23 protein-coding genes, 1 tRNA gene and 2 pseudogenes are annotated in these 26,634 nt (G+C 50.6%); 19 read left to right on the forward strand and 7 right to left on the reverse strand.

Annotation, left to right across the window (positions count from 1 at the left end):
- Positions 1-4: 4 nt before the first annotated feature.
- From ACI1P2_RS09995 to ACI1P2_RS10020, 6 genes are all read left to right on the forward strand, one after another.
- Positions 5-1,036, forward strand: coding sequence for an ABC transporter substrate-binding protein (locus ACI1P2_RS09995; RefSeq protein WP_355319268.1), 1,032 nt, complete (start codon positions 5-7; stop codon positions 1,034-1,036).
- Positions 1,037-1,086: 50 nt separating this feature from the next.
- Positions 1,087-2,421, forward strand: coding sequence for an FAD-binding oxidoreductase (locus tag ACI1P2_RS10000; RefSeq protein ID WP_355319270.1), 1,335 nt, complete (start codon positions 1,087-1,089; stop codon positions 2,419-2,421).
- A gap of 367 nt (positions 2,422-2,788) precedes the next feature.
- Positions 2,789-4,492, forward strand: coding sequence for a CocE/NonD family hydrolase (locus tag ACI1P2_RS10005; protein WP_355319272.1), 1,704 nt, complete (start codon positions 2,789-2,791; stop codon positions 4,490-4,492).
- Between the two features lie 68 nt (positions 4,493-4,560).
- Positions 4,561-5,001 carry a cupin domain-containing protein gene (locus tag ACI1P2_RS10010; protein WP_355319274.1) on the forward strand — a complete coding sequence of 147 codons (441 nt, stop codon included), beginning with the start codon at positions 4,561-4,563 and terminating at the stop codon, positions 4,999-5,001.
- Positions 4,998-6,332, forward strand: coding sequence for an amidohydrolase family protein (locus ACI1P2_RS10015; RefSeq protein WP_408976190.1), 1,335 nt, complete (start codon positions 4,998-5,000; stop codon positions 6,330-6,332). Before ACI1P2_RS10010 ends, ACI1P2_RS10015 begins: the two co-directional genes overlap by 4 nt.
- 1,112 nt (positions 6,333-7,444) lie before the next feature.
- On the forward strand, positions 7,445-7,861 hold the full coding sequence (locus ACI1P2_RS10020) for a hypothetical protein (protein WP_355319276.1): 417 nt from the start codon (positions 7,445-7,447) through the stop codon (positions 7,859-7,861).
- A 304-nt stretch (positions 7,862-8,165) separates the two neighbouring features.
- On the opposite strand, the gene ACI1P2_RS10025 is transcribed toward ACI1P2_RS10020, so the two are convergent.
- A tRNA-Val gene (locus tag ACI1P2_RS10025) sits at positions 8,166-8,238 on the reverse strand.
- A gap of 234 nt (positions 8,239-8,472) precedes the next feature.
- Here ACI1P2_RS10025 and ACI1P2_RS10030 point away from each other — a divergent pair.
- On the forward strand, positions 8,473-8,916 hold the full coding sequence (locus ACI1P2_RS10030; protein WP_355319278.1) for a GNAT family N-acetyltransferase: 444 nt from the start codon (positions 8,473-8,475) through the stop codon (positions 8,914-8,916).
- A 127-nt stretch (positions 8,917-9,043) separates the two neighbouring features.
- On the opposite strand, the gene ACI1P2_RS10035 is transcribed toward ACI1P2_RS10030, so the two are convergent.
- Complete coding sequence (locus ACI1P2_RS10035; RefSeq protein WP_355319280.1) at positions 9,044-9,799, reverse strand: MBL fold metallo-hydrolase; 756 nt, start codon at positions 9,797-9,799, stop codon at positions 9,044-9,046.
- A gap of 201 nt (positions 9,800-10,000) precedes the next feature.
- Between ACI1P2_RS10035 and ACI1P2_RS10040 the strand changes: the two genes are divergently transcribed.
- Both ACI1P2_RS10040 and ACI1P2_RS10045 read left to right on the forward strand, forming a co-directional pair.
- The gene (locus ACI1P2_RS10040; RefSeq protein WP_355319281.1) at positions 10,001-10,561 is read left to right on the forward strand and encodes a copper amine oxidase; all 561 of its coding nucleotides are present in this window, start codon (positions 10,001-10,003) and stop codon (positions 10,559-10,561) included.
- 93 nt (positions 10,562-10,654) lie between these two features.
- Positions 10,655-10,972, forward strand: coding sequence for a DUF1292 domain-containing protein (locus ACI1P2_RS10045; RefSeq protein ID WP_355319283.1), 318 nt, complete (start codon positions 10,655-10,657; stop codon positions 10,970-10,972).
- Between the two features lie 143 nt (positions 10,973-11,115).
- Here ACI1P2_RS10045 and ACI1P2_RS10050 read toward each other — a convergent pair whose 3' ends face one another.
- Entirely contained in the window at positions 11,116-12,591 is a 1,476-nt protein-coding gene (locus ACI1P2_RS10050; RefSeq protein ID WP_355319285.1) for an aminotransferase class I/II-fold pyridoxal phosphate-dependent enzyme, read from the reverse strand.
- Positions 12,592-12,749: 158 nt separating this feature from the next.
- Between ACI1P2_RS10050 and ACI1P2_RS10055 the strand changes: the two genes are divergently transcribed.
- Complete coding sequence (locus ACI1P2_RS10055) at positions 12,750-14,078, forward strand: MFS transporter (RefSeq protein ID WP_408976191.1); 1,329 nt, start codon at positions 12,750-12,752, stop codon at positions 14,076-14,078.
- Between the two features lie 75 nt (positions 14,079-14,153).
- On the opposite strand, the gene ACI1P2_RS10060 is transcribed toward ACI1P2_RS10055, so the two are convergent.
- Complete coding sequence (locus ACI1P2_RS10060) at positions 14,154-14,786, reverse strand: YktB family protein (RefSeq protein ID WP_355319287.1); 633 nt, start codon at positions 14,784-14,786, stop codon at positions 14,154-14,156.
- Positions 14,787-15,028: 242 nt separating this feature from the next.
- Between ACI1P2_RS10060 and ACI1P2_RS10065 the strand changes: the two genes are divergently transcribed.
- The 3 genes from ACI1P2_RS10065 (at position 15,029) to ACI1P2_RS10075 (ending at position 17,855) form a co-directional block, all read left to right on the forward strand.
- Positions 15,029-15,628 (forward strand): type III secretion system chaperone family protein, encoded by a 600-nt coding sequence (locus ACI1P2_RS10065; protein WP_355319289.1) that lies wholly within the window; start codon positions 15,029-15,031, stop codon positions 15,626-15,628.
- Positions 15,629-15,765: 137 nt separating this feature from the next.
- Positions 15,766-17,172 carry an NADP-dependent phosphogluconate dehydrogenase gene (gene gndA, locus ACI1P2_RS10070; protein WP_355319291.1) on the forward strand — a complete coding sequence of 469 codons (1,407 nt, stop codon included), beginning with the start codon at positions 15,766-15,768 and terminating at the stop codon, positions 17,170-17,172.
- A 164-nt stretch (positions 17,173-17,336) separates the two neighbouring features.
- Positions 17,337-17,855 (forward strand): shikimate kinase, encoded by a 519-nt coding sequence (locus ACI1P2_RS10075; protein WP_408976192.1) that lies wholly within the window; start codon positions 17,337-17,339, stop codon positions 17,853-17,855.
- Positions 17,856-18,108: 253 nt separating this feature from the next.
- On the opposite strand, the gene ACI1P2_RS10080 is transcribed toward ACI1P2_RS10075, so the two are convergent.
- Positions 18,109-18,417 carry a rhodanese-like domain-containing protein gene (locus tag ACI1P2_RS10080; protein WP_355319293.1) on the reverse strand — a complete coding sequence of 103 codons (309 nt, stop codon included), beginning with the start codon at positions 18,415-18,417 and terminating at the stop codon, positions 18,109-18,111.
- A 163-nt stretch (positions 18,418-18,580) separates the two neighbouring features.
- On the opposite strand from ACI1P2_RS10080, the gene aroA reads away from it, so the two are divergent.
- Both aroA and ACI1P2_RS10090 read left to right on the forward strand, forming a co-directional pair.
- Entirely contained in the window at positions 18,581-19,873 is a 1,293-nt protein-coding gene (gene aroA, locus ACI1P2_RS10085; protein WP_355319295.1) for a 3-phosphoshikimate 1-carboxyvinyltransferase, read from the forward strand.
- 34 nt (positions 19,874-19,907) lie between these two features.
- Complete coding sequence (locus tag ACI1P2_RS10090; protein WP_355319297.1) at positions 19,908-20,357, forward strand: CoA-binding protein; 450 nt, start codon at positions 19,908-19,910, stop codon at positions 20,355-20,357.
- Positions 20,358-20,424: 67 nt separating this feature from the next.
- Here the strand turns inward: ACI1P2_RS10090 and ACI1P2_RS10095 are convergent, their stop codons facing one another.
- A complete protein-coding gene (locus ACI1P2_RS10095) occupies positions 20,425-20,826 on the reverse strand; it encodes a hypothetical protein (RefSeq protein WP_355319299.1) in 402 nt (133 codons plus the stop codon).
- A gap of 63 nt (positions 20,827-20,889) precedes the next feature.
- Positions 20,890-21,039, reverse strand: a pseudogene (locus ACI1P2_RS10100) (aldo/keto reductase); the annotation flags it as partial.
- 20 nt (positions 21,040-21,059) lie between these two features.
- On the opposite strand from ACI1P2_RS10100, the pseudogene ACI1P2_RS10105 reads away from it, so the two are divergent.
- From ACI1P2_RS10105 to ACI1P2_RS10120, 4 genes and pseudogenes are all read left to right on the forward strand, one after another.
- Positions 21,060-21,329 (forward strand): annotated as a pseudogene (locus ACI1P2_RS10105) (sigma factor-like helix-turn-helix DNA-binding protein); the annotation flags it as partial.
- 595 nt (positions 21,330-21,924) lie between these two features.
- Positions 21,925-23,415 carry a response regulator gene (locus ACI1P2_RS10110; RefSeq protein WP_355319301.1) on the forward strand — a complete coding sequence of 497 codons (1,491 nt, stop codon included), beginning with the start codon at positions 21,925-21,927 and terminating at the stop codon, positions 23,413-23,415.
- 82 nt (positions 23,416-23,497) lie between these two features.
- Positions 23,498-25,180 (forward strand): cache domain-containing sensor histidine kinase, encoded by a 1,683-nt coding sequence (locus ACI1P2_RS10115; protein ID WP_408976193.1) that lies wholly within the window; start codon positions 23,498-23,500, stop codon positions 25,178-25,180.
- Positions 25,181-25,306: 126 nt separating this feature from the next.
- Entirely contained in the window at positions 25,307-26,632 is a 1,326-nt protein-coding gene (locus ACI1P2_RS10120; protein ID WP_355319305.1) for an ABC transporter substrate-binding protein, read from the forward strand.
- Positions 26,633-26,634: the final 2 nt, after the last annotated feature.

A 26,634-nucleotide genomic window follows, 5' to 3' on the forward strand; every position in this document is an offset into this window, starting at 1 on the left:
TGAGATGAACAAGTTCAGAAAATCCGGATCTGCTATTTTACTGTCCATAGTTCTTTCTTTATCAACATTATTGGCTGCTTGCGGCAATCAGCCGTCTGAGCAGGAGGCCACGGCTGGCACATCCGGCTCCGCAGGGGGAAGCGGGAAGCTGACGGCGGTTACCCAGGTGACGAACTGGTTTGCGCAGGCGGAGCATGGCGGTCTGTATGCAGCCAAGGAGCAGGGCTATTACGAAGAGGCGGGTCTGGATATGACCATCCAGCCGGGTGGCCCGCAGGTATCTCCGACACAGATTGTGGCCTCCGGCAAGGCTCAATTCGGACTTACGACGGCGGATCAGCTGCTTGTTGCCCGGGAGCAAGGAATTCCGCTGGTCGCGATTGCAACGATTTTTCAGAAAAGCCCGCAAGGTCTGATGGTCCATGCCAACCCAAATATTTCATCCTTTGCTGATTTGAATAACCGTACCGTTTATGTCGGAACAGGGTCGGTATTCTGGGATTATGTGAAGAAAAAATACAATCTGGATCAGGTACGGGATATGGCCTACACCGGTTCGCTTGCTCCTTTCGTGGCGGATGAAAAGGCCGCTATTCAGGGATATGTCACAAGTGAGCCCTATGAAATGAAGCAGCAGAACGTAGACGTCAATTTCCTGCTGCTGGAGGATGCCGGTTATAATCCGTACTCCAATGTGCTCTTTACAACAGAGCAGTATATTCAGGACCATCCTGACATCGTACGTGCTTATGTAGAGGCCTCCATGAAGGGCTGGGATTACTACAAGACCAACTATGATACGGTGAATGACGTCATTTTGCAGGCAAACCCGGATTTCACCAAAGATAAGCTGAATTACGCTGCGGAGACGCTTATCCCTTTTGTATATGAAGGTGATGCGGCGGAGCATGGTCTCGGTTATATGACAGAAGAGCGCTGGGCCGAGCTGGGACGGCAGCTGGTGGAGATTGGAGCGTTGAAATCCGAGCCGGATGTCAGCAAGGTGTTCACTGACGAGTTCCTGCCGAAGTCTTAGAAAGTTGACGATCAGCCGGTTAATTTTTTAAACACATGGGAGGGAACGGAATGAATGAACATTGGACCGCAGTTGTGAAAGAACGGATCGACCCTGAGCTGCTACAGTGGGAGGAGCCAGCGCTCGCCAAATACTCGATGGATTATCATCACTTCTCCCCTGTCCTCACGAGACAGCTTCAGGGAAAGCTTGCGGAATGCATCGCCAGCCCGCGCAGTGAGCAGGAGTTGGATATTCTGCTATCGATTGCCGCGGAAACGGGTGTGCCTGTTACCATCAGAGGGAACGGAACCGGTAACTACGGCCAGTGTGTCCCGGTCACGGGCGGAATTGTGCTGAATCTGGCCAAGTATAACAAGGTGCTCGAAACGGGAGAGGGAGTGATGAAAGTCCAGGCCGGGGCAAGGCTCGGCAAAATGGAATCCACAGCCCGCAAGGCGGGTTATGAGCTGCGCACGATGCCTTCTACGTTTCAGTCGGCAACGATCGGCGGTTTTCTGTGTGGCGGCTTCGGCGGTATTGGCTCCATCAGCTGGGGAACGATCTGGGATGGTCTCGTACGCTCTCTGAAAATCAAGACGGTCGAGGTTGAGCCGCGCACGATTGAGCTCCATGGTGATGAGATTCTGCCTTACCTTCACACCTATGGTACGATTGGCATTTTGTCCGAGGTGGAAATCAATCTTGCACCGCGTGTGGAATGGATGCAGTGGGCGCTGACCTTCGACAGCTTTGAGCAGGCATTTCGTTTCGGACAGACGGTTGCTGAAGATCCCTCCCTGGTGAAAAGGCTCGTTTCCATTCACGAATGGCCCATTTCCTCCTATTTTGTTCCGCTTGATCTCCCCGCCGGACGGACTGTTGTACTGCTTGAAATCGACACGGACTGCGAGATGCAGCAGGAGCGTGTCATAGCAGAGTATGGTGGACAGACGGCGATGAAGATTTCTGCCGAGCAGTACCACAAAGGAGTCGGCGTATCCGATTTTACCTGGAATCATACCACCCTGTGGGCCAGAAAGGCGGATCCGGGCCTGACCTATCTGCAGCTGAATTTTGACCCAACCTGTGCCCTGGAGCAAATCGTGATCATGAAAGCAGAATATCCGGAGGTAATGAATCATATTGAATTTGCCCGCCAAAACGGAAAGCTGCTCATTTCCGGCCTGCCGCTCGTTCCCTTCTCGACAGAAGAGGGCCTGAATCAGCTGATGGACAGATATGGGCAAAACGGGGTCAGGGTCAATAATCCGCATACTTGGGATCTAAAGGATGGCGGACGTTCCTACGCCCATGACCGATTGTGGGAGATCAAACACCGCAACGATCCGAAAGGAATTTTGAATCAGGAGAAGCTGAAGCGTCCCGCTGCAAGCAGTGTCTGAAAAGACGAATTCTCAAAAGGAACGTAACATGCAACAGCAGATCATGCTAAAAGTGTGTGTTCAAAAAGTTAGGTTTTCAGCACCGAGAAGGTTGGATGAAGCTAGGGACTGAGGAGCGGAGCGTACTTAAGGTACGTGAGCACCTGAAATGTTTCCGAAGGAAACATGCTTCGGAAGCATCCGCTTGGGCCCGGCTGAATTCAAGATTCGATGTCGAATCCGCTTCCTGACTTCCTTCGTGATCAAAAGATGACTTTTTGAACTACCTCTAAAAGGTTTTTCATCGCAAGTCCGTATCCGCAGCAGAGGGTACTGGAGATCGGTGAAAGAACAGCCTTTAAGAAATACGATACGAGGAGCGGATCTTGTGAAATTTGCAGATGTGGTTATCCGTCGAAAGGTTCCCTGTACCATGCGTGACGGGGTCACGCTGTATGCCGATATCTACATGCCGGACGAAACGGGAGAGTATCCGGTGCTGCTGATGCGCCAGCCCTATGGTCGAGCGATTGCTTCAACAGTAACGCATGCTCATCCTGTCTGGTATGCAAGCAGGGGATATATTGTCGTCATCCAGGATGTCAGGGGCCGGGGAGAGTCGGAAGGGGAATTCGAGCCGTTTGTGCGGGAAGCTGAGGACGGCTTTGATACCGTTGCATGGGCGGCCGGTCTGCCGGGCTCATCCGGGAAGGTGGGCATGTACGGCTTCTCTTACCAGGGACTGACGCAGTGGGCGGCGGCATCGCTTCATCCGCCTGCGCTCAAGGCCATTGCGCCCAGCATGTGTCCGGCCGACCTGTACCATGGCTTGTTTTACCCGCATGGCTCATTCGCGCTCGGCAATCATCTGCCTTGGGCATTTCAATTGGCCCGGGATACGGCGCAGAGGGCAGGGGATTTTGCGGCTGCCGAGCAGTGCTCGCGGTACATGCGCAGCCCGGAGGATATGTTCTGGCAGCTGCCGCTGAATGAAAAGCATCCGATTCTGGAGCGGTACTTTCCCGCATTTTATGACTGGATCGGTCATGCGGCGTATGACGAATACTGGGAGCAGATGAACTGGATTGCCGATATTGCCGCTCAGCCGGTGCCGGCCCTGCATATTGGCGGCTGGTATGACGGATATCTGATGGGGACGCTGCAGACGTTCGAGGCGCTGCAGTCCGGGGCCACACCGGAGTGTTTCCATCGGCTTGTCGTCGGACCATGGGCCCATATTCCATGGGGGCGCAGAGCGGGCGGCATCGACCATGGCGAGCAGGCGGATGGCGATCACCATCTGGAGCAGCTCCGCTGGTTTGATTACTGGCTGAAGGGGAAGCGGGATGCTGAATTGTCCGAAGAGCCGCCGGTTCGCTATTTCGATCAATTGAGCCATGAATGGCATATGACGGAACGGCTGCCTTCCGTCTTTGCAGGGGAGACGTCCCTGTCCGAGGTGTTTTATCTGTCCGGATCGCAGGCGCCAGCCAACGGCGCATCCGGTGGAGGAAGGCTCGAAAAAAGGCTTGAAGATGTGGAGGAAGCTGTCCCGGATGTATTCGTGTATGATTCCCGCCTGCCGATGAGGCTGGATTCTTATTTGCCGTCTGACCGCAGCGCCATACAGGAGCGGCATGAAATTCTGGTATATACGGGCGGACCGCTCGCCGAGGAGCTCCAGCTGTTCGGAGCCCCCGAGTTGTATGTACAGTATCAGACGCTGGGCGGTCCTACCGATCTGGTGGCTGTGTTGACGACTGTCTCCGAGAGTGGAGCGGCAAGGCTGTTGAGTGTGGGCCGTGCGGAAATTTGCAGTGAAGAAGCGGAAATTGGCAGCAATGAGGCGGAAATGGAGAACGGATGGAGAACGGCGCAAATCCGTCTGCGTCCGTTGGCAGCGACTCTGCCAGCAGGGACGTATGTCCGGCTCGAATTGACCGGCAGCGCCTTCCCGTTGTTCGCACGCCATCCGAACGGCGTCAAGGGTGAGGTAAATACGACGGGCACAAGCGGGTTGAACATCGCAACCACAGCCTTGCGCAGTGCGGGGCAGGCCCCGTCGTATTTGAAGCTTCCTGTAAGAACTTGAGGAACCGGCGCCTTTTTTAATAAAGTGAGAAGTTCTTATTAATAATTGAAAAGCGAGGTTGAATGCATATGGTGAATATTCCGGGACTGGTAGCCGGGAACTTTGAGCATTGTCCTGTTCACAAAATTTCCGCCAAGGATACGAATAAATTCGTGCTGCTATGCGACAGGGAGCAGGTGCTGTTTACGTCATTTGTGGAAATCTTCGAGGTGGGGGGCAGGACGCCGTCCAATGAGCACCGGGAAGCGTATGAATATTTTTATGTGCTTAAAGGGGAAGGGCTCGCCAAAGTAGGCAGCGAATATGAGACGCCGATCCGCCAGGGCTCATTCATCATCATCCCGCCGGGCAACCATCATGACATCATCAACACGGGCAGCACCCGCTTATATTGTCTGACGACCATGGTGCCGGACGAAATGTTCTCGGATCTGATCAAAGCAGGCCCTGCCGCCGAGCTGGATGAGGAGGATTTGGCCGTGCTCAAGGCTATGGCCACAGCGCAATGAGCGCATCCGCCGGCCGCATGCATTTCATTAATGTACGCCTCCCGCTAAGGGAAGACAACCAATTGTATGAACTGAAGGCGGAGGGCGGCAAATGGGTCAGCATCCGGCAGCAGAATGGGTTTCTTGATGCTGCAGACGCCGGATTGACACTGCCGATGGCTCCGGCGTTGGCCGGGGCCGATCTGAAAAAGCTGGCCGAAGCGGAATGCATCGATCTGCAGGGCGGGATCATGCTGCCTGGCCTGGTGGACTGCCATATGCATCTGGATAAAGCCTTTTCGCTCGGGCAGGTATCCAACCGTTCTGGCACGCTTCAGGAAGCCATATACAACTACAACCAGGCAGTACCGAGCTTCAGCAAGGAGCAGCTGGCAGGCCGCATGTTTGCGGCCGCCAGGCTGGCCTTGAGCCACGGGACGACAATGATAAGAAGCCACCTCGATTTCCCCGTCCATTTGGGCAGAGAGGTGGCTTTTCGAACGATTGAAGCGGCTTTGGAGGTGCGGGAGAAGCTGAGCGGCAGCATGAACATCCAATATTCACTGATGGTTCCATTCCGCGGCGACCAGGCCGCTGTCGATGAAGCTGTCGAAGAAGCGCTGCGTATGGGCATCGACGTACTTGGCGGCGCTCCACATTTGGCGGCCGATCCGGAAGGCGAAATCAGCCGCATTTTCCGGCTGGCGGAACAATACGGCGTACCGGTTGATCTGCATGCGGATGAAAGTGATGATCCGGGAAAAAGGACCGTGCTGAGCATTACGGAGCATACGATTCGTTACGCTTATCAGGGGCGGGTGACGGCAGATCATCTTTGTTCACTATCCGCGATGGATGAAAAGGACGCACAGTATGTAATTACGAAGATGAAAGAATCGTGCCTGAACGCGGTCACGCTGCCTGCCGTTAACCTGTATCTGCAGGGAAGGGAGGACCGCGGGCTGATTCGGCGGGGAACCACACGAATCCGCGAACTGCTCGCTGCCGGCATTCCCCTGGCCGCGGCTTCCGACAACATCCAGGACCCGTTTCACCCGTTTGGCCGCGGGGACTTGATGCAGATCGCCCAGATTACATCGTATGCGGCCCATATGGGAGGCGCGGAGGATTTACGGCAGCTTCTGCGGATGATTACGGACATACCTGGCGGCATCGTGGGCAGTGAAGGTTACGGGATTCTGGAAGGCAACGCCTGCGACTTTGTTGTAACCGATGCGTTGGATGTGACGCAGCTGCTGTCGGGCACAAGCATGAACCGTTGGGTATACTCCTGCGGAGACTGGCAGTCGGCGCTGCATGCAGCGCAGGCATATGCGATGGATAATCAGTAAACAGTTGAGAAGTAGTAATTGCTTGAGAAGTAGTGGGGAGTGTCGACCATAAATTGCATTTTGTGTTAGCGTGGGACGTGTGCCGGAATCCCTGGTCGGTGTAAGCGATCAGCCCGGGCACGTCTTTGTGCTGTTACATAAGAAAAGGAAAAATCCATTTCCCAATAAAGGGCTGAGCTGTGATGAAAATTAGTCATCCATTAATATGGGCATTTATTGGCCTAATTTTATTAACAGGGTGCCAGAATCAAAGAGTACCAGAAGTCCGAGAATTCTACTCCTTGGGGCCAGAGACATTTTCGGTTATTTCGGTAGTAAAGGACGAAGACTGGCTTGATGAGACATATAGAATTAGTTTTTTAATGAGCATGCGCTGAAAATATCTGTGTTAGGTGCACTAAAGGCTTCATCACCAGAAGTGAAAAATCTGATAGAAAAATATGATATAAGCAAATGCCCTACATATTTATTGTTTGATTCCGAAAAGCTACTGTTATCAGAAACCGATTATGATAAGTTTGTAACAGATGCGGAGGCAATAATGTTAATTGGCCATGATCTCCCTGACAATTGAAGTAATGCAGAAGTAAACTGCCTAACTTAAAAAGTTTGATGATCCAATAAGGGATATATTGTATACTTTCGGACACCAGTGTGAGGATGTTTGCCGAGTTTTCCAACCTGGCTCTTCCAGGCCATTTTATCTTTTTCATCATAATCGACCTCACTTCAAATGGATTTGATCAGTTACATAATAAATTATTAGGTAAGGCATTCAAAGTAATTCCGGGGGAAATGCCCCTGCAGCACCAATTAGATATGGGTATGTTGAGTTTCATCAGGTGAATCTATTGATTGGAGAGCATGCGGGAGAAGAGACAAACTGAAAAGAGCAACTCTTGTTAAATCAAGACCGCCTGCAAAGATTAAGTCGCTGCGAAGCGGCTTTTTTTTGAAAGAGAACTGTATTTTATAAGTAAAACTCCTAAATTGCACTATTATGAGAGCTCTAAACGTTAAAAATTTGTACTAAACCACTGAGTATTAAGTCTACGCCTCTATTTAAATTACTACATAGAATGAACTATAACATTGAAAGGGGTTGTAAAGGCATGGCAACCGTAATTAACTATGGTGCAACAGTTGTAACTCCTATTACAAACGGTGTAAATATCCCAATACCAGTTCAAGGAGGGCAGCAGATCGCTGCTGTATCGGTATTCATTGATCCGGCTAATCCGGCTTCTTTCTCAAATAGAGTTGAAATTAAAGGTAGTATCGGGGTAGAAGCACTTGAAGGTACCCCTGAAATCCTGGTTCGTATCTTGAGGGCTGGAAAAGAAATATACTACGGGCTGGTGGAATTAGAGAATGTGTTTAATGATTTCGACATTATTAATGTTTTAATGGTTGAAGGTGCACCGCTTGGTGTTCAAAACTATCAACTTGTTGTTCAAAATCTAGACCGTTTCTCCAGAGCTCGTGTTATTGGACCAATTGTGTTCACGGCTACAGCTATTGGCGGATGAAATAGCTGAATAAGGAAGATGTTCAACAAGCCCCGATCTGCCCGGGGCTTGTTTTGCTAAGGTCTTGTCGCTACTCAATCTTGGTCCAAGTCGCTCCTCCCTGTGTCATAAAACCTTTATCTGTCGGCTTGATGGTTACGATAGCTTGGCTCTTTATATACGGGCGCTGTGTAGAAGAGTAATTGAAGATGATGATGGGAAATTAATTGTGTATATCTTGTTTAAGACAATCCTTTTATTATTGGCTAAAGTCAATAATAAAAAATCCCTTGCTGGGCAAGGGATTTTATCGTTTTGAGAAGTATGATCTGTAGTGGGCTCGAACCACTGACCCCCACCCTGTCAAGATGGTGCTCTCCCAGCTGAGCTAACAGATCAAATTATTTATCGCGGTAAGATTGATATTACTCGAAAGCTTGCCAAGTGTCAACAGTCTATCTGAATAAATTTCATTTTCCCAAACAGATTAATATAGATGCGAGGCAATTCTGTATTCACTTTCGCCGCGGTAACCATGAAATTACACCATTACCTTCCCCGCCGGTTTTGTATTATAATTCAGCTTACGCGGTTTAATGCTATACATACATAGACAGTAGGAGGATAAAATCATGGCGGCTGAAATTGTAACTGTAACGACCGAGGAGCAGCTCGAACAGGCTCTGGCTATTCGCACTAAGGTGTTCGTCGAGGAACAGAATGTGCCGGTGGAAGAGGAGATTGACCAACATGATCGCCTTACCGGGACTGCGCACCATTTTCTGATTCAGGACGAAGGGGAGATGGTTGCGACCGGAAGAGTGACGATTTATGACGACGAGACGGCTAAAATGCAGCGTATTGCCGTTCTGCAGGACTACCGCTCTAAAGGCTACGGACGGGTGCTGCTGCTCGCCATGGAGGAGAGGGCGCGGGAGCTTGGTCTTCATTATTCGCTGCTGGACGCCCAGTGCCAGGCGGAGGTGTTCTACAAGAAGCTCGGTTATGAAACGATCTCCGACGATCCATTCGATGATGCGGGAATCCCGCACGTACGGATGCGTAAAAAGCTGTAACCCAGCTCGGGGAAGAAATCTTCATCCCACCTAATAATACGAAAGCCGCAGAAAACGAACCGTTTCTGCGGCTTTCCATCATCATCCCGACCACCACACTACAATCCCAATTACAATTCCATCCCGACTATACTTCCAGCTCTTTCTCCACATCATAAACTCGCTGCTGCTCCAAAATTTTCATCTCACCCGTGCGTCCCCGGAACGTCTCTATTTCATCGCTGTAGTGCATAAGATGAATCATTCGCTGCAGTTCCGGCGGCAGGCTGAGCAGCTCGTCCAGGGTGGTGTGTACAACACCTTCGCCCAGCAGCTGCACCTCATGCAGTATCGCTTTGCAGTTGCGTTCCTGTACCAGCTTATTCAGCAGCCCCGGATTGAAGGTCATATCCGCGCTGTAGAACAATCGCTCATTAATGTACAGGGAGTAGCTGTCCTTGCCGGGAATATGCCGGGTGGGGATGAGCTCGGCCCGGATTCCCGGAACAAGGTCGACAGTCTGCTCCGGCACGAGCGGCCTGATTTCGAACACGTCCTCCATCCGTTCAATCATGCCTTTTTGCAGCATCCCGCCCTTCAGGGTATTCTCCCAGAGCGGTTCGACGAGCTCTTCCGCCAAATACAGTACCGGCTTGCGACCGTAGATAAGGCTCATGCGAAAGCCCATTTCTTCAAGCCCTCCAACATGATCGGCATGAATATGAGTGATAAGAATGGCATCCAGCTCCGTAAGCGGCAGTCCCATCTGATGTAGAGCGAGCGGGGCGGTGATTCCGCAGTCGATCAACAGCTTCGCTTCACCGCTGTCCAGCAGCGCATTGTTATTATAATACGTTTTGGCAAAGGCACTGCCTGTACCCAGCATCTGCAGCTTTAATGTCATCCGTAAGCCTCCTTGTCGTTCTGTTAACCGAAATCCGGGCAATCCGGGTATTCGGGACTACCTGTTATATTAACATGGTTACAGGTACAGGCAAAACCATCCATGACAAAAGTGGCAATTTTGTGAGCGGAACAGCGCAACTTGTAGAGTTTTGCAAAGTATAAATTTACAACAGAAGATGGATGGAGGGACATGAAGGAAATGAAGTGGACAAAAGTTTTGGTTTTGGTTATGGCCTTTTCTACATTGGGAGGATCTGTCTTGTCCGCCGAAGCTAGTAGTCAGGAGCCAGTCAAATTAATTATAAACGGACAGGAAGTCAGAGAGGGCGGATATGTGATCGACGGCACAACTTATGTGCCGATCCGGGATTTTAACGGTTTGGTAAGCTACGACTCATCTACCGGCAAAGTCCAATTTGAACAGCCTAACGTTCATATTTTCCTGTTTAAGGGAGATACTGTATTCGGGAATGTGAACAAGGGGAAACTGAAATTTAACGTATTTTCCCAGATTGACAGCCTGACCACCGATATTGTAGCTGTCAAAATCGCGATTACAGACCCGGATGGCAACGTGAAGGATATTCAGTCCCAGGAGATTACGGGCAAGCAGAAGGATAACTTTTGGTTCCGTACGAATGACTTTACGTATGATTTCAACAAGGCCGGTAAATACAGAGTAGGCTTTTATATTAAAGAAACGCCGACTAGCAGCTTCAAGCTGATTTCCGAAAAGGTCATTACGGCACTGGATTCCTGAACAGCTTCGAGGAGTATGGTAAAATTGACCTTCCCACCCGGATCATGTTACGATACGGAAGGAAGAACAAACCAACTGAAGGTAGGTATATGGATGACTGATCACAAACATGAGCATGACGGACATCATCACGACCACGACCATGATCATGACCACGAGCATGAAGAACTGATTCTTACCGTGACGGATGAGAACGGCAACGACGTGGAAGTTGTACTGGTTGAGACGTTTGATGTCGACGATCAGCTTTATGCTCTCTTGCTTGAACGAGGAAACCCTGAAGCGGATGGCATCATTCTTCGTGTTGAGGAAGAGAACGAAGAGATGGTGTTTTATAATATTGAAGACGAAGCAGAATGGAAGCGTGTTGAAGAAGTGTTTAACGAGCTGGTTCAGGAGTACAACGACTAATTCAGCACCAGGCCGTACGGCCTGATGGGGCCCCGTGAAGGGGCCTCTTTTCATAAGCCGCCACCCCGCGCTGCACCACGCGGGAGACAAGCCGGCTACACAAAGAGCCAAGCCCGCAGGCTTGGCTCTTTCTAAATTTAAGGTCAGAAGATCGGATCGGCTTCAACGATGACTTTGACCTGATTAATGTAGCGGTCTTCCGGGCCTTTAACGGGAAGGCCGACATCGACGTGCTCCACAATGTAGTCGATATTTTCCTGTGAAATTACTTCCCCTGGCAGCAGAATCGGAATGCCCGGCGGATACACATAGATAAATTCGGCAATAATGCGTCCAGCCGATTCTTTAAAAGGAATAACCTCGGTATCCGCATAAAATGCATCGCGAGGGATGAGAGACAGCTGTGGAATTTCCGGAATTTTTACAATCAGCTCATGGGCCTGCCCATCCATGTAGTATTGGGAGGACAGTTCCTTAAGAGCTTTCAGCAGCGTTTGAACGGATTCCTGTGTATCACCTGGAGTAATCAGGCAGAGAATGTTATACATATCGCTAAGCTCGACTTCGATATTGTAATGCTCCCGCAGCCAGTTTTCCGTCTCATATCCGGTGATGCCGAGATGACGGACGTGGATGGTCACCTTCGTCGGATCGTAATCAAAGGTCGCTTCTCCGCCGAGAATGTCATCACCGAAGCAGTACAAGCCCGGAATTTTATTGATTTCGCCGCGCGCGAACTGGGCCAGGTCGATGGCATGCTGCGCCATCTGGTGTCCGTTCAGGGCCAGATTGCGCCGTGACGTATCGAGGGATGCGAGCAAAATATAAGACGTAGAAGTGGTTGTCAGCATACTGATGATCGTCTGCACACGCTGCGGGTTCACATAACCGTTTTTCGTGTTCAGATTCAGCACGGAGCTCTGCGTCATGGAGCCGCCAAGCTTGTGTACACTCGTTGCTGCCATATCGGCTCCGGCCTGCATGGCCGACATCGGCAGATCAGGGTGGAAATGGATCAACACGCCGTGGGCCTCGTCTACGAGCACAGGCACATCAAAGCTATGGGCAAGATCGACAATTTCCTTAAGATTGGCACACACGCCGAAATAGGTCGGATTAATAACCAGCACGCCTTTGGCATCCGGATGGCGTTCCAGGGCGCGGCGGACCGAACTTGTCGTAATGCCGTGATCAATGCCGAGATTTTCATCTCTGGCAGGGGAGACGAAGACAGGCTTTGCGCCCGAGAAAATAATCGCGGACATGATCGATTTATGAATATTGCGCGGCACGATAATTTTATCGCCCGGCGAGCAGACGGACAGGATCATGGTCATGATCGCACCGCTGGTGCCCTGCACGCTGAAGTACGTATAATCCGCGCCGAACGCATCGGCAGCCAAAATCTGTGATTGCTCAATGACGCCGGTCGGCTGATGCAGATCATCCAGCGGCGCGATATTGATCAAATCTATGGAAAGGGCGTTATCCCCGATAAACTCGCGGAATTCCCGGTCGGTTCCCATTCCCTTTTTATGACCGGGGATGTGAAATTGAATCGGATTGCTGTCTGCATGCTTTTTTAAGGCAGTAAACAGCGGTGTCTGGCGGTGGTCCATCAGATTTTGTCACAACCTTTCTTATGAACGCGTGCCTGAAGCTTGCTTGCGGCACGTCGTCTTGTTATTGTCTTTTTGTATCGTATTTTGGAGCGATACGCGGTTTATAAACAAAATTGAGTATAGCAAAATGAACCGGGAATGCAAGCAAATGCTTTTTGCGGATTATAGAACAACTGGAGCAGGATGTGAAGAAGATGGAAAATATCAGTAAACAAGCAGCTGGGCGGCTGCTGTCGCCCTTTTTTATAGCTCTATGGGTACTCGTTTTTTTGGTTGAGTTTTTGAAGGGATCGCTGCTCGTTTCCATATTGCCTGTATATATGGGCGACACATTGGGCCTTTCCGCCGGGGTGATCGGCCTTGCCTTCTCGCTGCAGTATCTCGGCGATAATCTGTTCCGCGTGCCGGCGGGATGGCTGGCCGAGCGGCTGGGGTACAGGGGAACGATGGCGGCGGCCCTCATCGTGACGATTGCGGCTGTGCTGATGATGAGTTTTTTTTCAAGCTCCTTCTGGCTGGTACTGGCCTGTCTGCTGCTGGGAATCGGCACCTCTCCGCTTTGGCCTTGCGCCATGACCGGGACAACGGAGATCTCGGGGCCGAGCAACAGCAACGGAAGGGCGATGGGCACACTTGAAATTGCTGTGCTGGGCGGAACAGGGCTTGGACCCATCGTCATGAACTTCGTCACAGCCAGCACAGGGCAAGAGTACGGCATTGTGTTTATGGTTTTGACCGGTTGTTCCATTCTGATGCTCCTGGTGGCGCTGCTGCTTCCTGGACGCAAGCCGACGAAGGTAGCAGCCGTACACGGAAAAACGGCCAATCCGGAGAGTTCGGCTTTGCCACTGCGCGGAAAGCTGCAGCAAATCATGGACAACATGAAGAACACGCTGGATTTTATCAAAACCAATCTGAAGGTCAACCCGCTTATTTATCCGGCGCTGTTCTTGCAGTCCTTTGTCCTCGGGCTGCTTAGCCCGGTGCTTACTCTCTATGCCAGAACAGATCTGGGCATTTCGCCCAATATGTACAGCGCACTGCTCGTTGCTGGCGGCGGTATAACCGTACTTGCGCTCATTCCGCTGGGCAAACTGGTGGACCGGTTCGGACCGCGCTATTTTCTGCATATCGGTTTTGCTCTTGCGGGCCTTACGCTGTTTACCTTTGCGGGTATTTCCACGATTCCCATGATATTTCTGGCCGTGTGTGTAGTCGGCTTTAGTTATGCCCTGATTCTCCCGGCGTGGAATACGTTTCTCGCAGGTTTGGTTCCGGGAAACGAACGCGGCACGGTATGGGGCTTTTTTCTTACACTGCAGGGCTCGGGGCTGGTTGTCGGACCGATTGTCTCCGGCACGCTGTGGGACCATGTCGGGCATACAGTCCCTTTCATCACGAGTGGCATTGTAATGCTGCTGCTGTTCATCTGCCATCTGCTGCTTGAGCGCCGTCCATACCGGGGCAAGAGTACGGCTTCCTAACTGACAAAACAAAAGAAGCGTTCATTTTCCGGCAGGAAAGAACGCTTCTTTTGTTGCTGCGGTATGTACCCGGGGTTATTCCGGATGGTTAGCCATTTTGTACAGAGGCAGCAACTGCTCGAAAGTGGAGCGGACCAGCTTCAGCAGCTGTTCTCCGTTCTGTACACGAGGGTCATCCCGTTCAAGCCGGAGACCACACACCACTTCGGATTTTTTAACATTGGCGAGCTTGTGGATCAAGGTCTGGAATTGCTCCTCCGTCATATCTGTATGAGCAGTGCCCTGCGGCGCCATATGATCCATGGACCAGTAATAATTGCCCGGCAAGCGGCTGCGGATGGCCCCGAGCTGCTTGTCCAGCTGCTTGGCGAACACTTCCTTGTTCGGGCTTTCATATATAATAGCGAACACAATGAAGAGGTGGGAAGCGAACATGCCTACTTCAAAATGAGGATACGCTTTATACCCCCGCTTGCTCGGAGCCCATGCAACCCAGGTATCCTTGGGCGGATTTACCGTCCGGCGCGCATGCTTGGCGACATGGGGGAACATCTCTTCGCCGCACAGGCCGGTCATATAGGGGGCCAATTCTTCTCCGATGGCTTCCAGCTTCGGCCGCACGTTGCGGATCAGCACTTCCATTCTGGCCTCCAGGCCGGGCACTTCAAATACGTCGAAATCCTGTTCGTTAAAACCGGTGAACGTCATTCTTTCTCCTCCTGTCTTACCCGGTTCCGCTTATTTTTAGCCGGAACAATCCTGATTATAGCATACAGCCGGGGGCTTGGCCGTATCATAAAAATGAGCCGGGCATGGGTAAGCAAATTTAGTCAAATAACCAAGTACCCTTACATAATATGAAGTATAAAATAGAGTAAGGAAAAGATCATACGGCGCAGCCGTTTCCTGCCGCGCAGTCTTGATCCGGATCTCACAAAGGAGGGAATGCCGTGAATAAGAGCTGCGAAGTGGAATACTGCAATTTGGAGCTCCGGTTTAGCCGCCGGCATATCCACAATCTGATCAAGGACCTCATTCAGGAAGGCTACTCTTTATATTGGAGCGAGGATGAGGAAAGTCTTATTTTGTCAGTCCGTACGGGACGCAAGCTGGTGAAGCTCCGTTTTCAGCTGCTGCGCACCGGTCACTACAAATTAGCGGGGGATTATTTGATCAAGGATGAGAAGCTGGCGGAATGGCTGGAAAATCTGATTGGGGTTACACGCGGTCATGCCATTGTCAAGCGCATCAAGGATCAGCACATCCTGGTGAAAAATATTTTATTCGGCGAGGTGATCCGGCTTGTGGAAGTGAACGGGTTCAGGCAGCGCGTTCTGTTTCAGAAAGGGGTACAGCTGTCGACCGAGAAGCTTGAGGAGTTGCTCGCTTCAAAAGAGGGAGAATTGCGGCTTCAGCTGGCCAGGATGGAGGTGGATGACGAATTGGAGCAGTTATGGTCTGCGATACAGGCCGGAAACAAAGAAAAGGCTGACATTTGCCGCAGCCGGCTGAAGGAACTGTCCAGACAGCTGCTGATGCTGGAGGGATGAGCAGCAGTTTACTACACCTCATGCAAATGGGGTGTTTTCCTCTGCACAGAAGCGGGGGTTCACTTCTTTGCGCAAAAACGGTAAAATATAGTTGTACGTGATTTCACAAAATAATGTTGCAAAGGATGAGGAACCAGATGGCAAAACAGCAAATTGGTGTGATTGGTCTGGCCGTAATGGGCAAAAACCTGGCCCTTAACATTGAGAGCAGAGGTTTCAGTGTCTCGGTATACAACCGCTCGCCCGAGAAAACGCATGATCTGTTAAAAGAAGCGGAAGGAAAGAACCTGACAGGAACCTTTTCCATTGAGGAATTCGTAGCTTCCCTGGAATCGCCCCGCAAAATTCTGATCATGGTTCAGGCGGGTAAAGCGACAGATGCAACCATTGAACAGCTTATTCCTCATCTGGATGAAGGCGACATCATTATTGACGGCGGCAACGCCTATTTCCCTGATACACAGCGCCGCAGTAAAATGCTGGAGGAGAAGGGCCTGCGTTTCATCGGCACGGGCGTATCCGGCGGTGAAGAAGGAGCCTTGAAGGGTCCGTCCATTATGCCGGGGGGACAGGAAAGTGCTTATGAGCTGGTAAAACCGATTTTGACGGCCATTTCGGCAAAAGTAAACGGGGACCCATGCTGTACATATATCGGTCCTGACGGTGCAGGACATTATGTGAAAATGGTGCACAACGGCATTGAGTACGGCGACATGCAGCTGATCTGCGAGGCGTATCATTTGCTGAAATCCGTGCTGAATGTGGGCGCGGAGGAACTGCACGAAATTTTCACGGAATGGAATAAAGGGGAGCTCGACAGCTACCTGATCGAAATAACGGCCGACATCTTCTCGAAATACGATGAAGAAACCGGCAAACCGATGGTGGATGTCATTCTGGATTCTGCCGGCCAAAAGGGTACAGGCAAATGGACAAGCCAAAGCGCGCTGGATCTGGGCGTGCCGCTGTCCATGATTACCGAATCCGTATTCTCCCGCTTCCTGTCGGCCATGAAGGAAGAGCGTGTCGCCGCCAGCAAGGTGCTCAGCGGTCCAGAGACAGCTGCCTTCGATGGCGATAAGAAGGATTTTATTGAGAACGTGCGCAAGGCGCTGTTCGCAAGCAAGATCGTATCTTATGCCCAAGGCTTCGCCCAAATGCGCGCAGCTTCCGATGAGTATGGCTGGGATCTGAAATACGGAAATATTGCCATGATTTTCCGTGGCGGCTGCATTATCCGCTCCCAGTTCCTGCAAAACATCAAGGATGCCTATGACCGAGACTCTGGACTGAAAAACCTGCTGCTTGATCCGTATTTCAAAAATATCGTGGAAACGTACCAGGACGCATGGCGCAAGGTTATCTCTGCTGCTGTTGCGCACGGCATTCCGGTTCCTGGATTCTCCAGCGCGCTGGCTTATTATGACAGCTACCGTACAGAGCGCCTCCCGGCAAACCTGCTGCAGGCGCAGCGTGATTATTTCGGTGCCCATACATTCCAGCGTGTAGATAAGGAAGGCGTCTTCCACCATCAGTGGTTCTAAGCTCCATGTTCTGACCAAGACCCGATGCAGCCTGACAGGCAGAGGCCGCATCGGGTCTTTATTTTGCTCGTATACCCGGATTGTCTAAAGTTTCAGCGCTGTGTTATGATTATTACATATTTTTATTTTATATAATTTATGGAGCGATCAGAGGGGTGTCATACGTGGAAAATGCGGCTCAGAACCGGAACCTCATTCTGATCGGCATGATGGGAACGGGAAAGTCTACCGTTGGGGCTCTTCTTGCCGCCAAGCTGGGGTACCGCATGGTGGATCTGGATACGGAGCTGGAGCGCCGGGAGGGTCGAACCATACCTGATATCTTCTCCAATGAAGGTGAAGCCTACTTCAGGGATGCGGAGACCGCCGTGCTGCACAAGGTACTGGAAGGTAACGGCCAGGTTGTTGCGACCGGAGGCGGTGTCGTGCTGAGAGAGGGAAATTGCCGCGCAATGCTCAATAACGGCTATGTCGTGGCCTTGTCGGCCCGGGCGGAAAGCATCGTGGAGCGCGTCAGATCATCAGCGGACAGACCGCTGCTGGCAGGAGATGTGGAAGGCCGGGTGCGGAAGATCATGGAGGAACGCAAGGATGCCTATTCATTTGCCCACGTCACCATCGATACGACGGGTGTGGGTGCGGGTGAAGTGGTTGAATTGATTTTAGCGCGTTACCGCGTCTAAGCTTTTAAAGGAAAGCTTATAAAGGGGCTACAAGTTGTCCTGTGCAAGAGATAATGTAACGTTAGTGGGCGAAAAAGTGAATTCCTTGTGTTTTGTAGGGAGGGACACGCTGGATGCAGGGGAGGGAATGAAACAGGATGCGGGAAAACGAAGCATTCGCCTTTGTCCCCGAATTTTATCTGTTTTAAAACCATTAAAAAAATTCGGGGGCAGCAGCGATTGAAGGAATGGTTCGTCCGGGTGGAGCAGCCGATTACTCTTCTTCGTCCCACCATTGCAGCATGCCACCGGTCATATTGACACAGTTATCATAACCGTGCTGCTGCAGATATTCACAGACCCGCTCGCTGCGGTAGCCGCTGCGGCAGATAAAGATGATTTCCTGATCCGGGTCGATTTCTGCAAGCTTTGCCGGAATCTGATTCATGGGAATATGCTTGGCGCCCGGAATCATGCCGGCAGCTACTTCTTCATCCTCCCGGACGTCAATCAGATTCAGCTGCTCTCCGGCCTGAAGACGCCGTCTGAGCTCTGCGGGTTCAATTTGGGGGATCGGATTCATATGTGAGACCTCTCTTTTCCTTGAATTTATCGTAAATGGTTGTGCAATTGTATGATGATAAACATAAGCGCACTATAAACAGTGTAGACAAGCGGAAGCCGTGCTGTCAACGGGCACAGCTTGCGGTCCTTGCGCCAATTCAGACCGAAGGAGCTTATTGAAAATGGATGTTATCGTAAAACCTACGCCTTCCCTCAAGGGACAATTCGGGGCTTTGTCCTCCAAAAACTACACCACCCGTTATCTGCTGGCAGCCGCGCTGGCGGATGGCACAAGCACGATTTATTATCCAGCCCATAGCGAAGACAGCGATGCAATGCGCCGCTGCATCAAGGATTTGGGTGCCGTGCTTGAAGAAGATGATGAGAAAATCGTCATTACAGGCTTCGGTCGCCATCCGCGTCATGTATCTGAGCTGAATGTGGGCAATGCGGGAGCGGTGCTTCGTTTTCTCATGGGCATTGCCTCCTTCCTGCCCGACGTGACCTTTGTCAATACATATCCGGAATCGCTCGGAAAACGGCCGCATGACGATCTGATTGATGCGCTTGGTCAACTGGGCGTGGCAGTGGAGCATCAGCAGGGCCGGCTTCCGATCCGGATCAAGGGCGGGCAGCCAAAGGGCGGAAAGATCAAAGTATCCGGCTCGGTCAGCTCGCAATATTTGAGTGCGCTGCTGTTCCTGACCCCTCTGCTGGAGGAGGACAGCGAGATCGAAGTGCTGAATGACCTGAAGTCCAAGGTCGTTATTGGCCAGACCCTGGAGGTGCTGGAGCAGGCCGGAATTACGATCCAGGCGAGCGATGATTACATGTCGTTCAAGGTGCCGGGCCGCCAGTCTTATCAGGCGCGCAGTTATACGGTGCAAGGCGATTACCCGGGAAGTGCCGCAATCCTTGCGGCGGCGGCCGTGACGCAGTCGGATGTGACGGTTGAACGCCTGATGGTACACAGCAAGCAGGGAGAACGGGCGATTGTGGATGTGCTGCAAATGATGGGCGTCCCACTGACGCACGAGAACGATACCGTACATGTACGGGGGAACGGCAAGCTCAAGGCGGTTGAATTCGACGGCGATGTGGCGACAGATGCCGTGCTGGCTATGGTGGCTGCGGCTGTGTTTGCCGAGGGAACCTCCCGCTTTTATAACGTTGAAAATCTGCGCTACAAAGAATGTGACCGCATTACGGATTACCTCGCTGAACTGGCGAAAGCGGGTGCGAAGGTGGAAGAGCGGCAAGCGGAGATTATCGTGCATGGCCGTCCGGAGGGCGTGGAAGGCGGAGTGGAAATCAATGCGCACTTTGATCACCGTGTCATCATGGCTTTGACGGTGGTCGGCCTGCGGGCGAAGCAGCCGCTCGTCATCAAGGATGCGCATCATGTGGCGAAATCCTATCCGCAATATTTTGAGCATTTGACCGCGCTTGGCGCCAATGTGGAATGGGTAAAATAATACTGCAGCATAGGTGATGAGGAGGGAATATTCCATGGCTTTTGAAAATCCGTCACGAGAAGAAATCAAGCGAATTTTGGAGCAGGTCGGCAATATCGCGGTAGTGGGCTTATCGGATAAAACAGACCGTACTTCCTATATGATTGCGGGAGCCATGCAGAGCAGGGGCTACCGGATCATTCCGGTCAATCCAGTGGCTGCGGGGCAGAAGATTCTGGGTGAAACCTGTTATGCGTCCCTGCAGGAGGTGCCCGAGCCGATCGATTTGGTGAACGTATTCCGCCGCAGCGAATACTGCGCGGATGTAGCCAGGGATGCGGTCGCAGTCAACGCCCGGACATTATGGCTGCAGCAGGGCATCGTGAGTGAGGAGGCCGCTGCCATCGCCCATGAGCACGGAATGACCGTGATCATGGACCGCTGCATCAAGGTGGAGGAAGCCATCACACGGCCTGTTCGCCCCAACGCTCCGTCAGGTGTCTAATGCAGACTATCTAATTTCAAAGAGGCTGTCCCAAATGGGACAGCCCTTTCTGATAAAGATGATTTGCTCATTTGCTTGTTAATATTAATTTTTCCGTTTTACCATCGACTGTAAGTGTGATTTCATATTGATCATCTTCGTTTGGAGTAAGAGAACTGACGTTTATTCCCCCGTGTTCATACTTATAACCTGAACTCCAATTTCCTTCTTCCGAACCGGAAATTGAATTGCTTTCACCCTTCAAATTATATTCAAAATGATTAATTTCCCCATTCATTTTTCGAATATACTCGCATGACAGTGATCCAAATAGATCTTTGGATTTAGGTACAGACAAGTTAATCCTCCAATTATTGGATTCGGCAGTATAATTTTTTGTTTGGGTATTACTGGCTTTATAGGTTAGTAAGCCAATTACAGACACTACTAGTATCGTAATAACCACTAAAAGAATGTACTTCTTACTCATAATCCTCCTCCAAACTTAGGGGGTTACACATCTCGTTTACAATGTTACCATAATTATGTACAAAAACCAGCGGCCAATCAGAGTCTCGGTCAAACCTGCATTCGTTCCCCAGCCATATATATTGGCGGTATCGAAAAAGTTAATGCCTGCGTCCAGCGCTTCATCCATAATCCGGAAAGCGTTATACCCAGCTTGGCAAGCTGAAGCTTCCAGTTCCTTCTCCCGCTGATCATGAAGCTGACAACTTTACCCTGGAAGTTTCACAATGTATCAGGGAGACGATGCGCAGGTTACCGGCAAAATATGCGGAAGCTCTCGAGCTCTCAGAGTTTCAAGGATTATCGCAAAAGGAAATCAGTGATCGGCTCGGCCTCTCTTATTCCGGGGCGAAATCCAGAATCCAGCGGGGACGGCAGCAATTAAAGGGACTGCTGTTAGGGTGCTGTCACATTGAATCGGACCGATACGGCAATATCATCGACTTCCGCATTTTAAATCCATGAGGTGTGTTGACAATCACTTCAAGGGCCATTATGGATACCGATACCAATGATTCACTATAGCTTTGACAAATACTTCCCTAGACCTTACCATCAGTGCTAGAAAATCCGGCGGTAAAATGTCAAGTCCCTGATTTTGAGAATTGGAAATTTTCGCAGCTATTAAACACTTGAGTCGGGAAAAATGGCAACACTAAACTAAACCTAGTCGGAGATCGAGATTTTTACCATATTTCAACTGGTAATTCTGTAAAGGACTTTGCAAAGGAGAACATCCTCCGGTCCATGAGCTGCCTCGAAGCTGCTATCTTCGGGCATTTGTTGCCGGAGGGAAGAACTAGCGGGTAAGAAGTGCCGCATGAGTGCCAGGGAAAAAGACTTTGGGAGCTATTCGAACTAAAGGAGAGAAAAGAATTCCCCCGAATGAACCCTAAGATTCATTGTTATGGAAGCAGTCCGAAAAATCCACTCTCAAATAAAATTTCAAATTTTCAAAGGCCAAAACTGGAAATTATGAAGGAGGCCTCCAGTATCCTAGGGTACTGGAAATAGGCGGAAGAACAACCTTCAAGAAATACTATACGAGGGAGAGATCAGCATGCTCAAGGCTGTGGTGTTCGATGATGAATACATCGTGCTGGAGGGCCTGAAAACGATGATCAACTGGGGGCAGTACGGGATAGAATTGGTTGGAACGGCGGACAACGGCCTGTCGGCGCTGCAGTTATTCCGAGATATTCGTCCGGATATCGTGCTTACGGACATCCGAATGCCTGGTATGGATGGTCTGCAGCTCATCGAGACCGCAGCCGCAGAAGCTTCCGAAGCCATGTTTATTGTTTTCAGCGGTTTCAATGAATTCGAACATGTCAGGCGTGCCATAGGGCTGGGAGTCGTAGATTATCTGGAAAAACCGATCACGGTATCGAATGTTGATAAGGCTGTACAAAAGGCGATTGAGCGAATCAGGCTGAGGCAGGAGTACAGCACGATGCAGGTGAAATGGAATGCCAGTCAGGCGGAACTTCTTGAGAAGGCAACACTGGACCTGCTCTTGCTTGGCGAAAAAGCCGTCGGCAAATGGCGGGAAAGCTTTGGAACGGAATGGAGCGAGGTAATGGGTGTTACAGTGGTCGCTTTCTCTTCGGAGCGTGCTGCAATCCCTATCGATCGTTCCTACCGGGTAGTTGAAGTGACGAATGGGGATGAAATCCTGTCGGTCATCTTTCATTTCCAACTCCCCGCACCCTCATTAATTGAGCATCTGGACCGGCTTTCCGGCCGTACCGCAGCGGTATTCAGCTCAGGATGCACATACACATCCTTGACAGATACACCCAAGAGTTACCGGGAAGCGCTAAGGGCATTGCGGTTTGGCAGATTTCATCATACAAGAGGCTGGGTAACATTTCAGGATGTCAAGGAGGGTCAAGTCCGGACAGAAGAGCTGGTGATGCTGCAGGGAAGCCTGCTCTCCTGTTTGCGTAGCGGAGACCGCGAAGGGCTAGGGCAGGCGTTTGAACGAATCAAGAGGTGGACAAAAACAGAAATTTTGAGCCCGGATCAAATTGAGCGGGAAATGCTCAAACTTGTCTATATCGGTATGGAGGCAGCCAAAGAAACCCCATATGAAAGGGGGATTTTCGGCGAGGCACCACATCGGGAACTCAGCGCGCTGGAAACAAGAGAAGAGATGGTTGAATGGATGTTGGAACGAATGGAAAAGCTGTGCGCCTGGATAGAGGAAGCACGGATAAGCAAGAAACATCCCGCAATATTGAAAGCGCTTACTATCATTGAGGAGCGTTATGGTCATGATTTATCCCTTCAAGAACTTGCGGAGCAGGTTGGCTTAAATTCAGCTTATTTCAGTCTGCTCTTTAAGGAGGAAACCGGCAGCTCCTATATCAAATATTTGACCAGCTTTCGTATTGAGCGTGCAAAAGCAATGCTTCAGGAAGGCATGAGGGTGAACGAAGCCAGCGAGAAGGTAGGTTACTGCAATTACAGGCATTTTAATGAAATCTTTAAAAAGCATGTTGGAATGACGCCTGGCCGTTACCGCGATATCTACCATACTGGATCATAAGGAAGGGTTCCCTCGGATGAAAATAAAATCATTACTCAAGCTGTTGCGGTTCAAACGGATTCGAAGCCGATTTCTGACGGCAATGATCTTACTATCCCTTCCCTCCATATTTCTGTTGGGTTATATTTCCTTCAGCATTACAAAAGAGACGCTGCTGGACTTGAACGCTAAGAGCAATATGGGTCAACTGACGACATCCAGCGAGGTGGCTGATTTACTGTTTCGGAATATCAATAATTTACACTTATCCATAGTCGTTAACGAAGAAATAAGGACTGCTCTGCGTGCCAGCGGTGAGATGCTTGAAAAGAAAGTGCAGCCCGGCAGCTTAAGCGAGCGCACGTCGAGCCGTCTGCAGCGGATTATCAGCAGCCGATTTACGGATACCCGGTTTGTCACCTCCATCTGTCTGATCGATCTTCGATTCCAAACGTACTGCCTTGGGCGTTCGGATGATGCCGGTATCTATGAGGGCAAGGAAAAGGCAGAGAGGATAGCCGCATCGGATTGGTACCGGAGCGCCTATGAATCCAAAGGAAAGGTCGTCTTCTACGATTCCGATATTTTCGGAACATCAGATCAATCGTTCTCGACCGTAAAGCTGTTCCGGGATGCGGACGATCCTGCTGGAAAGGCGATTGGGCTTATCGTAATTAATGTGTCCAACACCATTTTTCATAAAATCTTTAACGAGAGCACGAATTACGGGGCTTATATGGCGATTGATCCGTCTCCCGGATCTGCAAAAGTGGTGTTCAGCAATGCGGATTCGATTGCTCTTGGGGAAGGAGATATCAGCGAAGTGCTTGAAAGGCTCGCAGGTCAAGGATACCTCATTACCACCTACCGGAACCAGATGGCGGACTGGACTTTTGTGCATTTGGTACAAACGAAGCAACTGCTCAAGCAGTCCCGTGGTATAGGTTGGGCTACAACTGCTCTTGCCGTTCTGATCGGCGCAATCGCCCTGGTGCTTTCCTATTTCATATCCGGCAGCATTACCAGACCGCTGATGCAATTGAAGAAAATGATGATGGATTGGACAAAGGGCACACGGAGCTTCCCGGAACATTTCACGCAGGATGAAGTGGGCATGCTTGGCGAAACGTTCAAGCGCATGGCGATTGAGCATGAGGAGTTGAATCGGCGGCTTATTGATTCCCAGCTAAAGGAACGGGAAGCAGAACTGCGGGCGCTGCAGTCCCAGATCAAACCCCATTTTCTGTATAACACGCTTGATTCGATCTATTGGATGGCTTTACTGCAGAATAATACCCAAATAGCCGAGGTGGCCATTTCATTGTCTGAAAGCTTTAAGCTCAGCCTGAATAAAGGCAAAGATACCATTCCGGTGTTCAAGGAGCTTGAGCATATTGATCACTTCCTGAAAATTCAGAACATCAGGTTCAATAACCGCTTTCGCTACGTCAGGATGGTTGATGAACCGCTGATGGGCATGCAAATGCTGAAGCTCCTCCTGCAGCCTCTTGTAGAGAATGCGATTTACCATGGCCTGGAACCGAAGCTGGGTGAAGGAACGGTATGTCTCACCGGGTATAGCGAAGATGACTACATTGTCTTTCAGGTTGAAGACGATGGTGTTGGTATGGAGGAAATTGGCATGGCCGATCAAGGATACGGGCTAAGAAATGTGCGGGACCGGCTGGCGCTTTTCTACGGGGAGGACAGCACGCTCGAAATCCAAAGCCGCATAAATGTCGGTACCCGCATTACACTTCGATTCAAGCCGCCGCGGCAAACCTAAAAAAAACAGACGGTACCTTAAAAATAAAGCGCTTACATTAAACCTCCGCCGAACGTACAATAAGTTCAGCAGAAATCACCGGTTCTGCAATAGACATGATGAAAGATCGACAGGAGGAATAAACGTATGAAGATCAAGTCAATGAGGTTTCTGTCGTTATTGAGCTGCACTACGCTGCTGATCGGAATTCTGGCGGCCTGTGGAGGTCCCGGCTCTGATCCTTCAGGCAGCGGGAATGGATCGGCTGAAGCAGTTACACTGACGCTTCTTGTGGATAATTCGCAAGACGCGGTGAATACAGCCAATGCCTACATTGAGGCCTTCCAGGCGAAGAATCCCGACATCAAGGTTGAACTGGAAACCCGTCCTGGTGGTGCCGAAGGAGACAATATCGTCAAAACACGGCTGGCGACGGGGGATATGACAGATGTCTTTTTCTATAACTCCGGTTCCCTGATGCAGGCGCTTTCTCCGGAAAAGAACCTGCTGGATCTTACCAATGAACCGTTTCAGGCCAACGTGATGGATTCGTTCAAGCCGACGGTCAGCTATCAGGGCAAGGTATATGGCGTCCCATCCTCCTCAACCACCGCAGGAGGGTGGTTTTACAACAAAAAAGTATATGCCGAGCTTGGGCTTTCCGTTCCCAAAACGTGGAGCGAGCTGATGGTGAATAACGAAAAAATCAAAGCAGCTGGTATTACGCCTGTCATCGGGACGTTTAAAGATACGTGGACTTCGCAGCTCGTCGTATTGGCGGATTTTTACAATGTACAGACAGAGGCCCCCAATTTTGCACAGGATTTTACAGCCCATAAAGCGAGCTACGCCAATACGCCGGCTGCTTTAAGAAGCTTTGAAAAACTGCAGGAGCTGCATGACAAAGGATTTATGAATACGGATCTGGTGGCAACCAATTATGATGCAGGTCTGAAAATGCTTGCGGAGGGAAAAGGGGCCCATTACCCTATGCTTTCGTTTGCGACTCCTGCCCTTGCCCAAAACTATCCGGATGCCATGAATGATATTGGATTTTTTGCGCAGCCCGGTGAGGATGCACCGCAGAATGGATTGACGATTTGGATGCCAGGAGCAGCTTACATTTACAAGGAAAGCAAGCAAATTGAAGAAGCAAAGAAATTCCTCGCTTTTATCGCTTCCGTTGAAGGTACCAAGGTCGTATCAGAGGTGTCCGAACCAACAGGACCCTATCTGATCAAGGAGGCCCAGATTCCAGAGGACGTACCGGCTCTTGTTAAGGATATGCTGCCTTATTTTGAAACGGGAAAAACCGCACCTGCTTTGGAATTCGTTTCCCCTGTTAAAGGGCCGAGTCTGGAACAAATAACCGTAGAGGTTGGCGCTGGCATCAAGACGGCAGCGGAAGGAGCAGCCGCCTACGACAAGGATGTTGAAAAGCAGGCCAAGCAGCTTGGCCTTGAAGGCTGGTGACC

The sequence above is a fragment of the Paenibacillus jiangxiensis genome (assembly GCF_046098255.1).
GTDB lineage: Bacteria > Bacillota > Bacilli > Paenibacillales > Paenibacillaceae > Paenibacillus > Paenibacillus jiagnxiensis.

Excerpts from the sequence above, each read along its gene's own strand:
- ACI1P2_RS10060 (WP_355319287.1), bottom strand. The coding sequence starts at position 14,786 with ATGACGTTCACCGGTTTTAACGAACAGGATTTCGACGTATTTGAAGTG.
- ACI1P2_RS10000 (WP_355319270.1), top strand. The coding sequence starts at position 1,087 with ATGAATGAACATTGGACCGCAGTTGTGAAAGAACGGATCGACCCTGAG.
- ACI1P2_RS10115 (WP_408976193.1), top strand. The coding sequence starts at position 23,498 with ATGATCTTACTATCCCTTCCCTCCATATTTCTGTTGGGTTATATTTCC.
- ACI1P2_RS10030 (WP_355319278.1), top strand. The coding sequence starts at position 8,473 with ATGGCGGCTGAAATTGTAACTGTAACGACCGAGGAGCAGCTCGAACAG.
- ACI1P2_RS10050 (WP_355319285.1), bottom strand. The coding sequence starts at position 12,591 with ATGGACCACCGCCAGACACCGCTGTTTACTGCCTTAAAAAAGCATGCA.
- ACI1P2_RS10020 (WP_355319276.1), top strand. The coding sequence starts at position 7,445 with ATGGCAACCGTAATTAACTATGGTGCAACAGTTGTAACTCCTATTACA.
- ACI1P2_RS10040 (WP_355319281.1), top strand. The coding sequence starts at position 10,001 with ATGAAGTGGACAAAAGTTTTGGTTTTGGTTATGGCCTTTTCTACATTG.
- aroA (WP_355319295.1), top strand. The coding sequence starts at position 18,581 with ATGGATGTTATCGTAAAACCTACGCCTTCCCTCAAGGGACAATTCGGG.
- ACI1P2_RS10045 (WP_355319283.1), top strand. The coding sequence starts at position 10,655 with ATGACTGATCACAAACATGAGCATGACGGACATCATCACGACCACGAC.
- ACI1P2_RS10120 (WP_355319305.1), top strand. The coding sequence starts at position 25,307 with ATGAAGATCAAGTCAATGAGGTTTCTGTCGTTATTGAGCTGCACTACG.
- ACI1P2_RS10080 (WP_355319293.1), bottom strand. The coding sequence starts at position 18,417 with ATGAATCCGATCCCCCAAATTGAACCCGCAGAGCTCAGACGGCGTCTT.
- ACI1P2_RS10010 (WP_355319274.1), top strand. The coding sequence starts at position 4,561 with ATGGTGAATATTCCGGGACTGGTAGCCGGGAACTTTGAGCATTGTCCT.
- ACI1P2_RS10095 (WP_355319299.1), bottom strand. The coding sequence starts at position 20,826 with ATGAGTAAGAAGTACATTCTTTTAGTGGTTATTACGATACTAGTAGTG.
- ACI1P2_RS10090 (WP_355319297.1), top strand. The coding sequence starts at position 19,908 with ATGGCTTTTGAAAATCCGTCACGAGAAGAAATCAAGCGAATTTTGGAG.
- gndA (WP_355319291.1), top strand. The coding sequence starts at position 15,766 with ATGGCAAAACAGCAAATTGGTGTGATTGGTCTGGCCGTAATGGGCAAA.
- ACI1P2_RS10015 (WP_408976190.1), top strand. The coding sequence starts at position 4,998 with ATGAGCGCATCCGCCGGCCGCATGCATTTCATTAATGTACGCCTCCCG.
- ACI1P2_RS10110 (WP_355319301.1), top strand. The coding sequence starts at position 21,925 with ATGCTCAAGGCTGTGGTGTTCGATGATGAATACATCGTGCTGGAGGGC.
- ACI1P2_RS10035 (WP_355319280.1), bottom strand. The coding sequence starts at position 9,799 with ATGACATTAAAGCTGCAGATGCTGGGTACAGGCAGTGCCTTTGCCAAA.
- ACI1P2_RS09995 (WP_355319268.1), top strand. The coding sequence starts at position 5 with ATGAACAAGTTCAGAAAATCCGGATCTGCTATTTTACTGTCCATAGTT.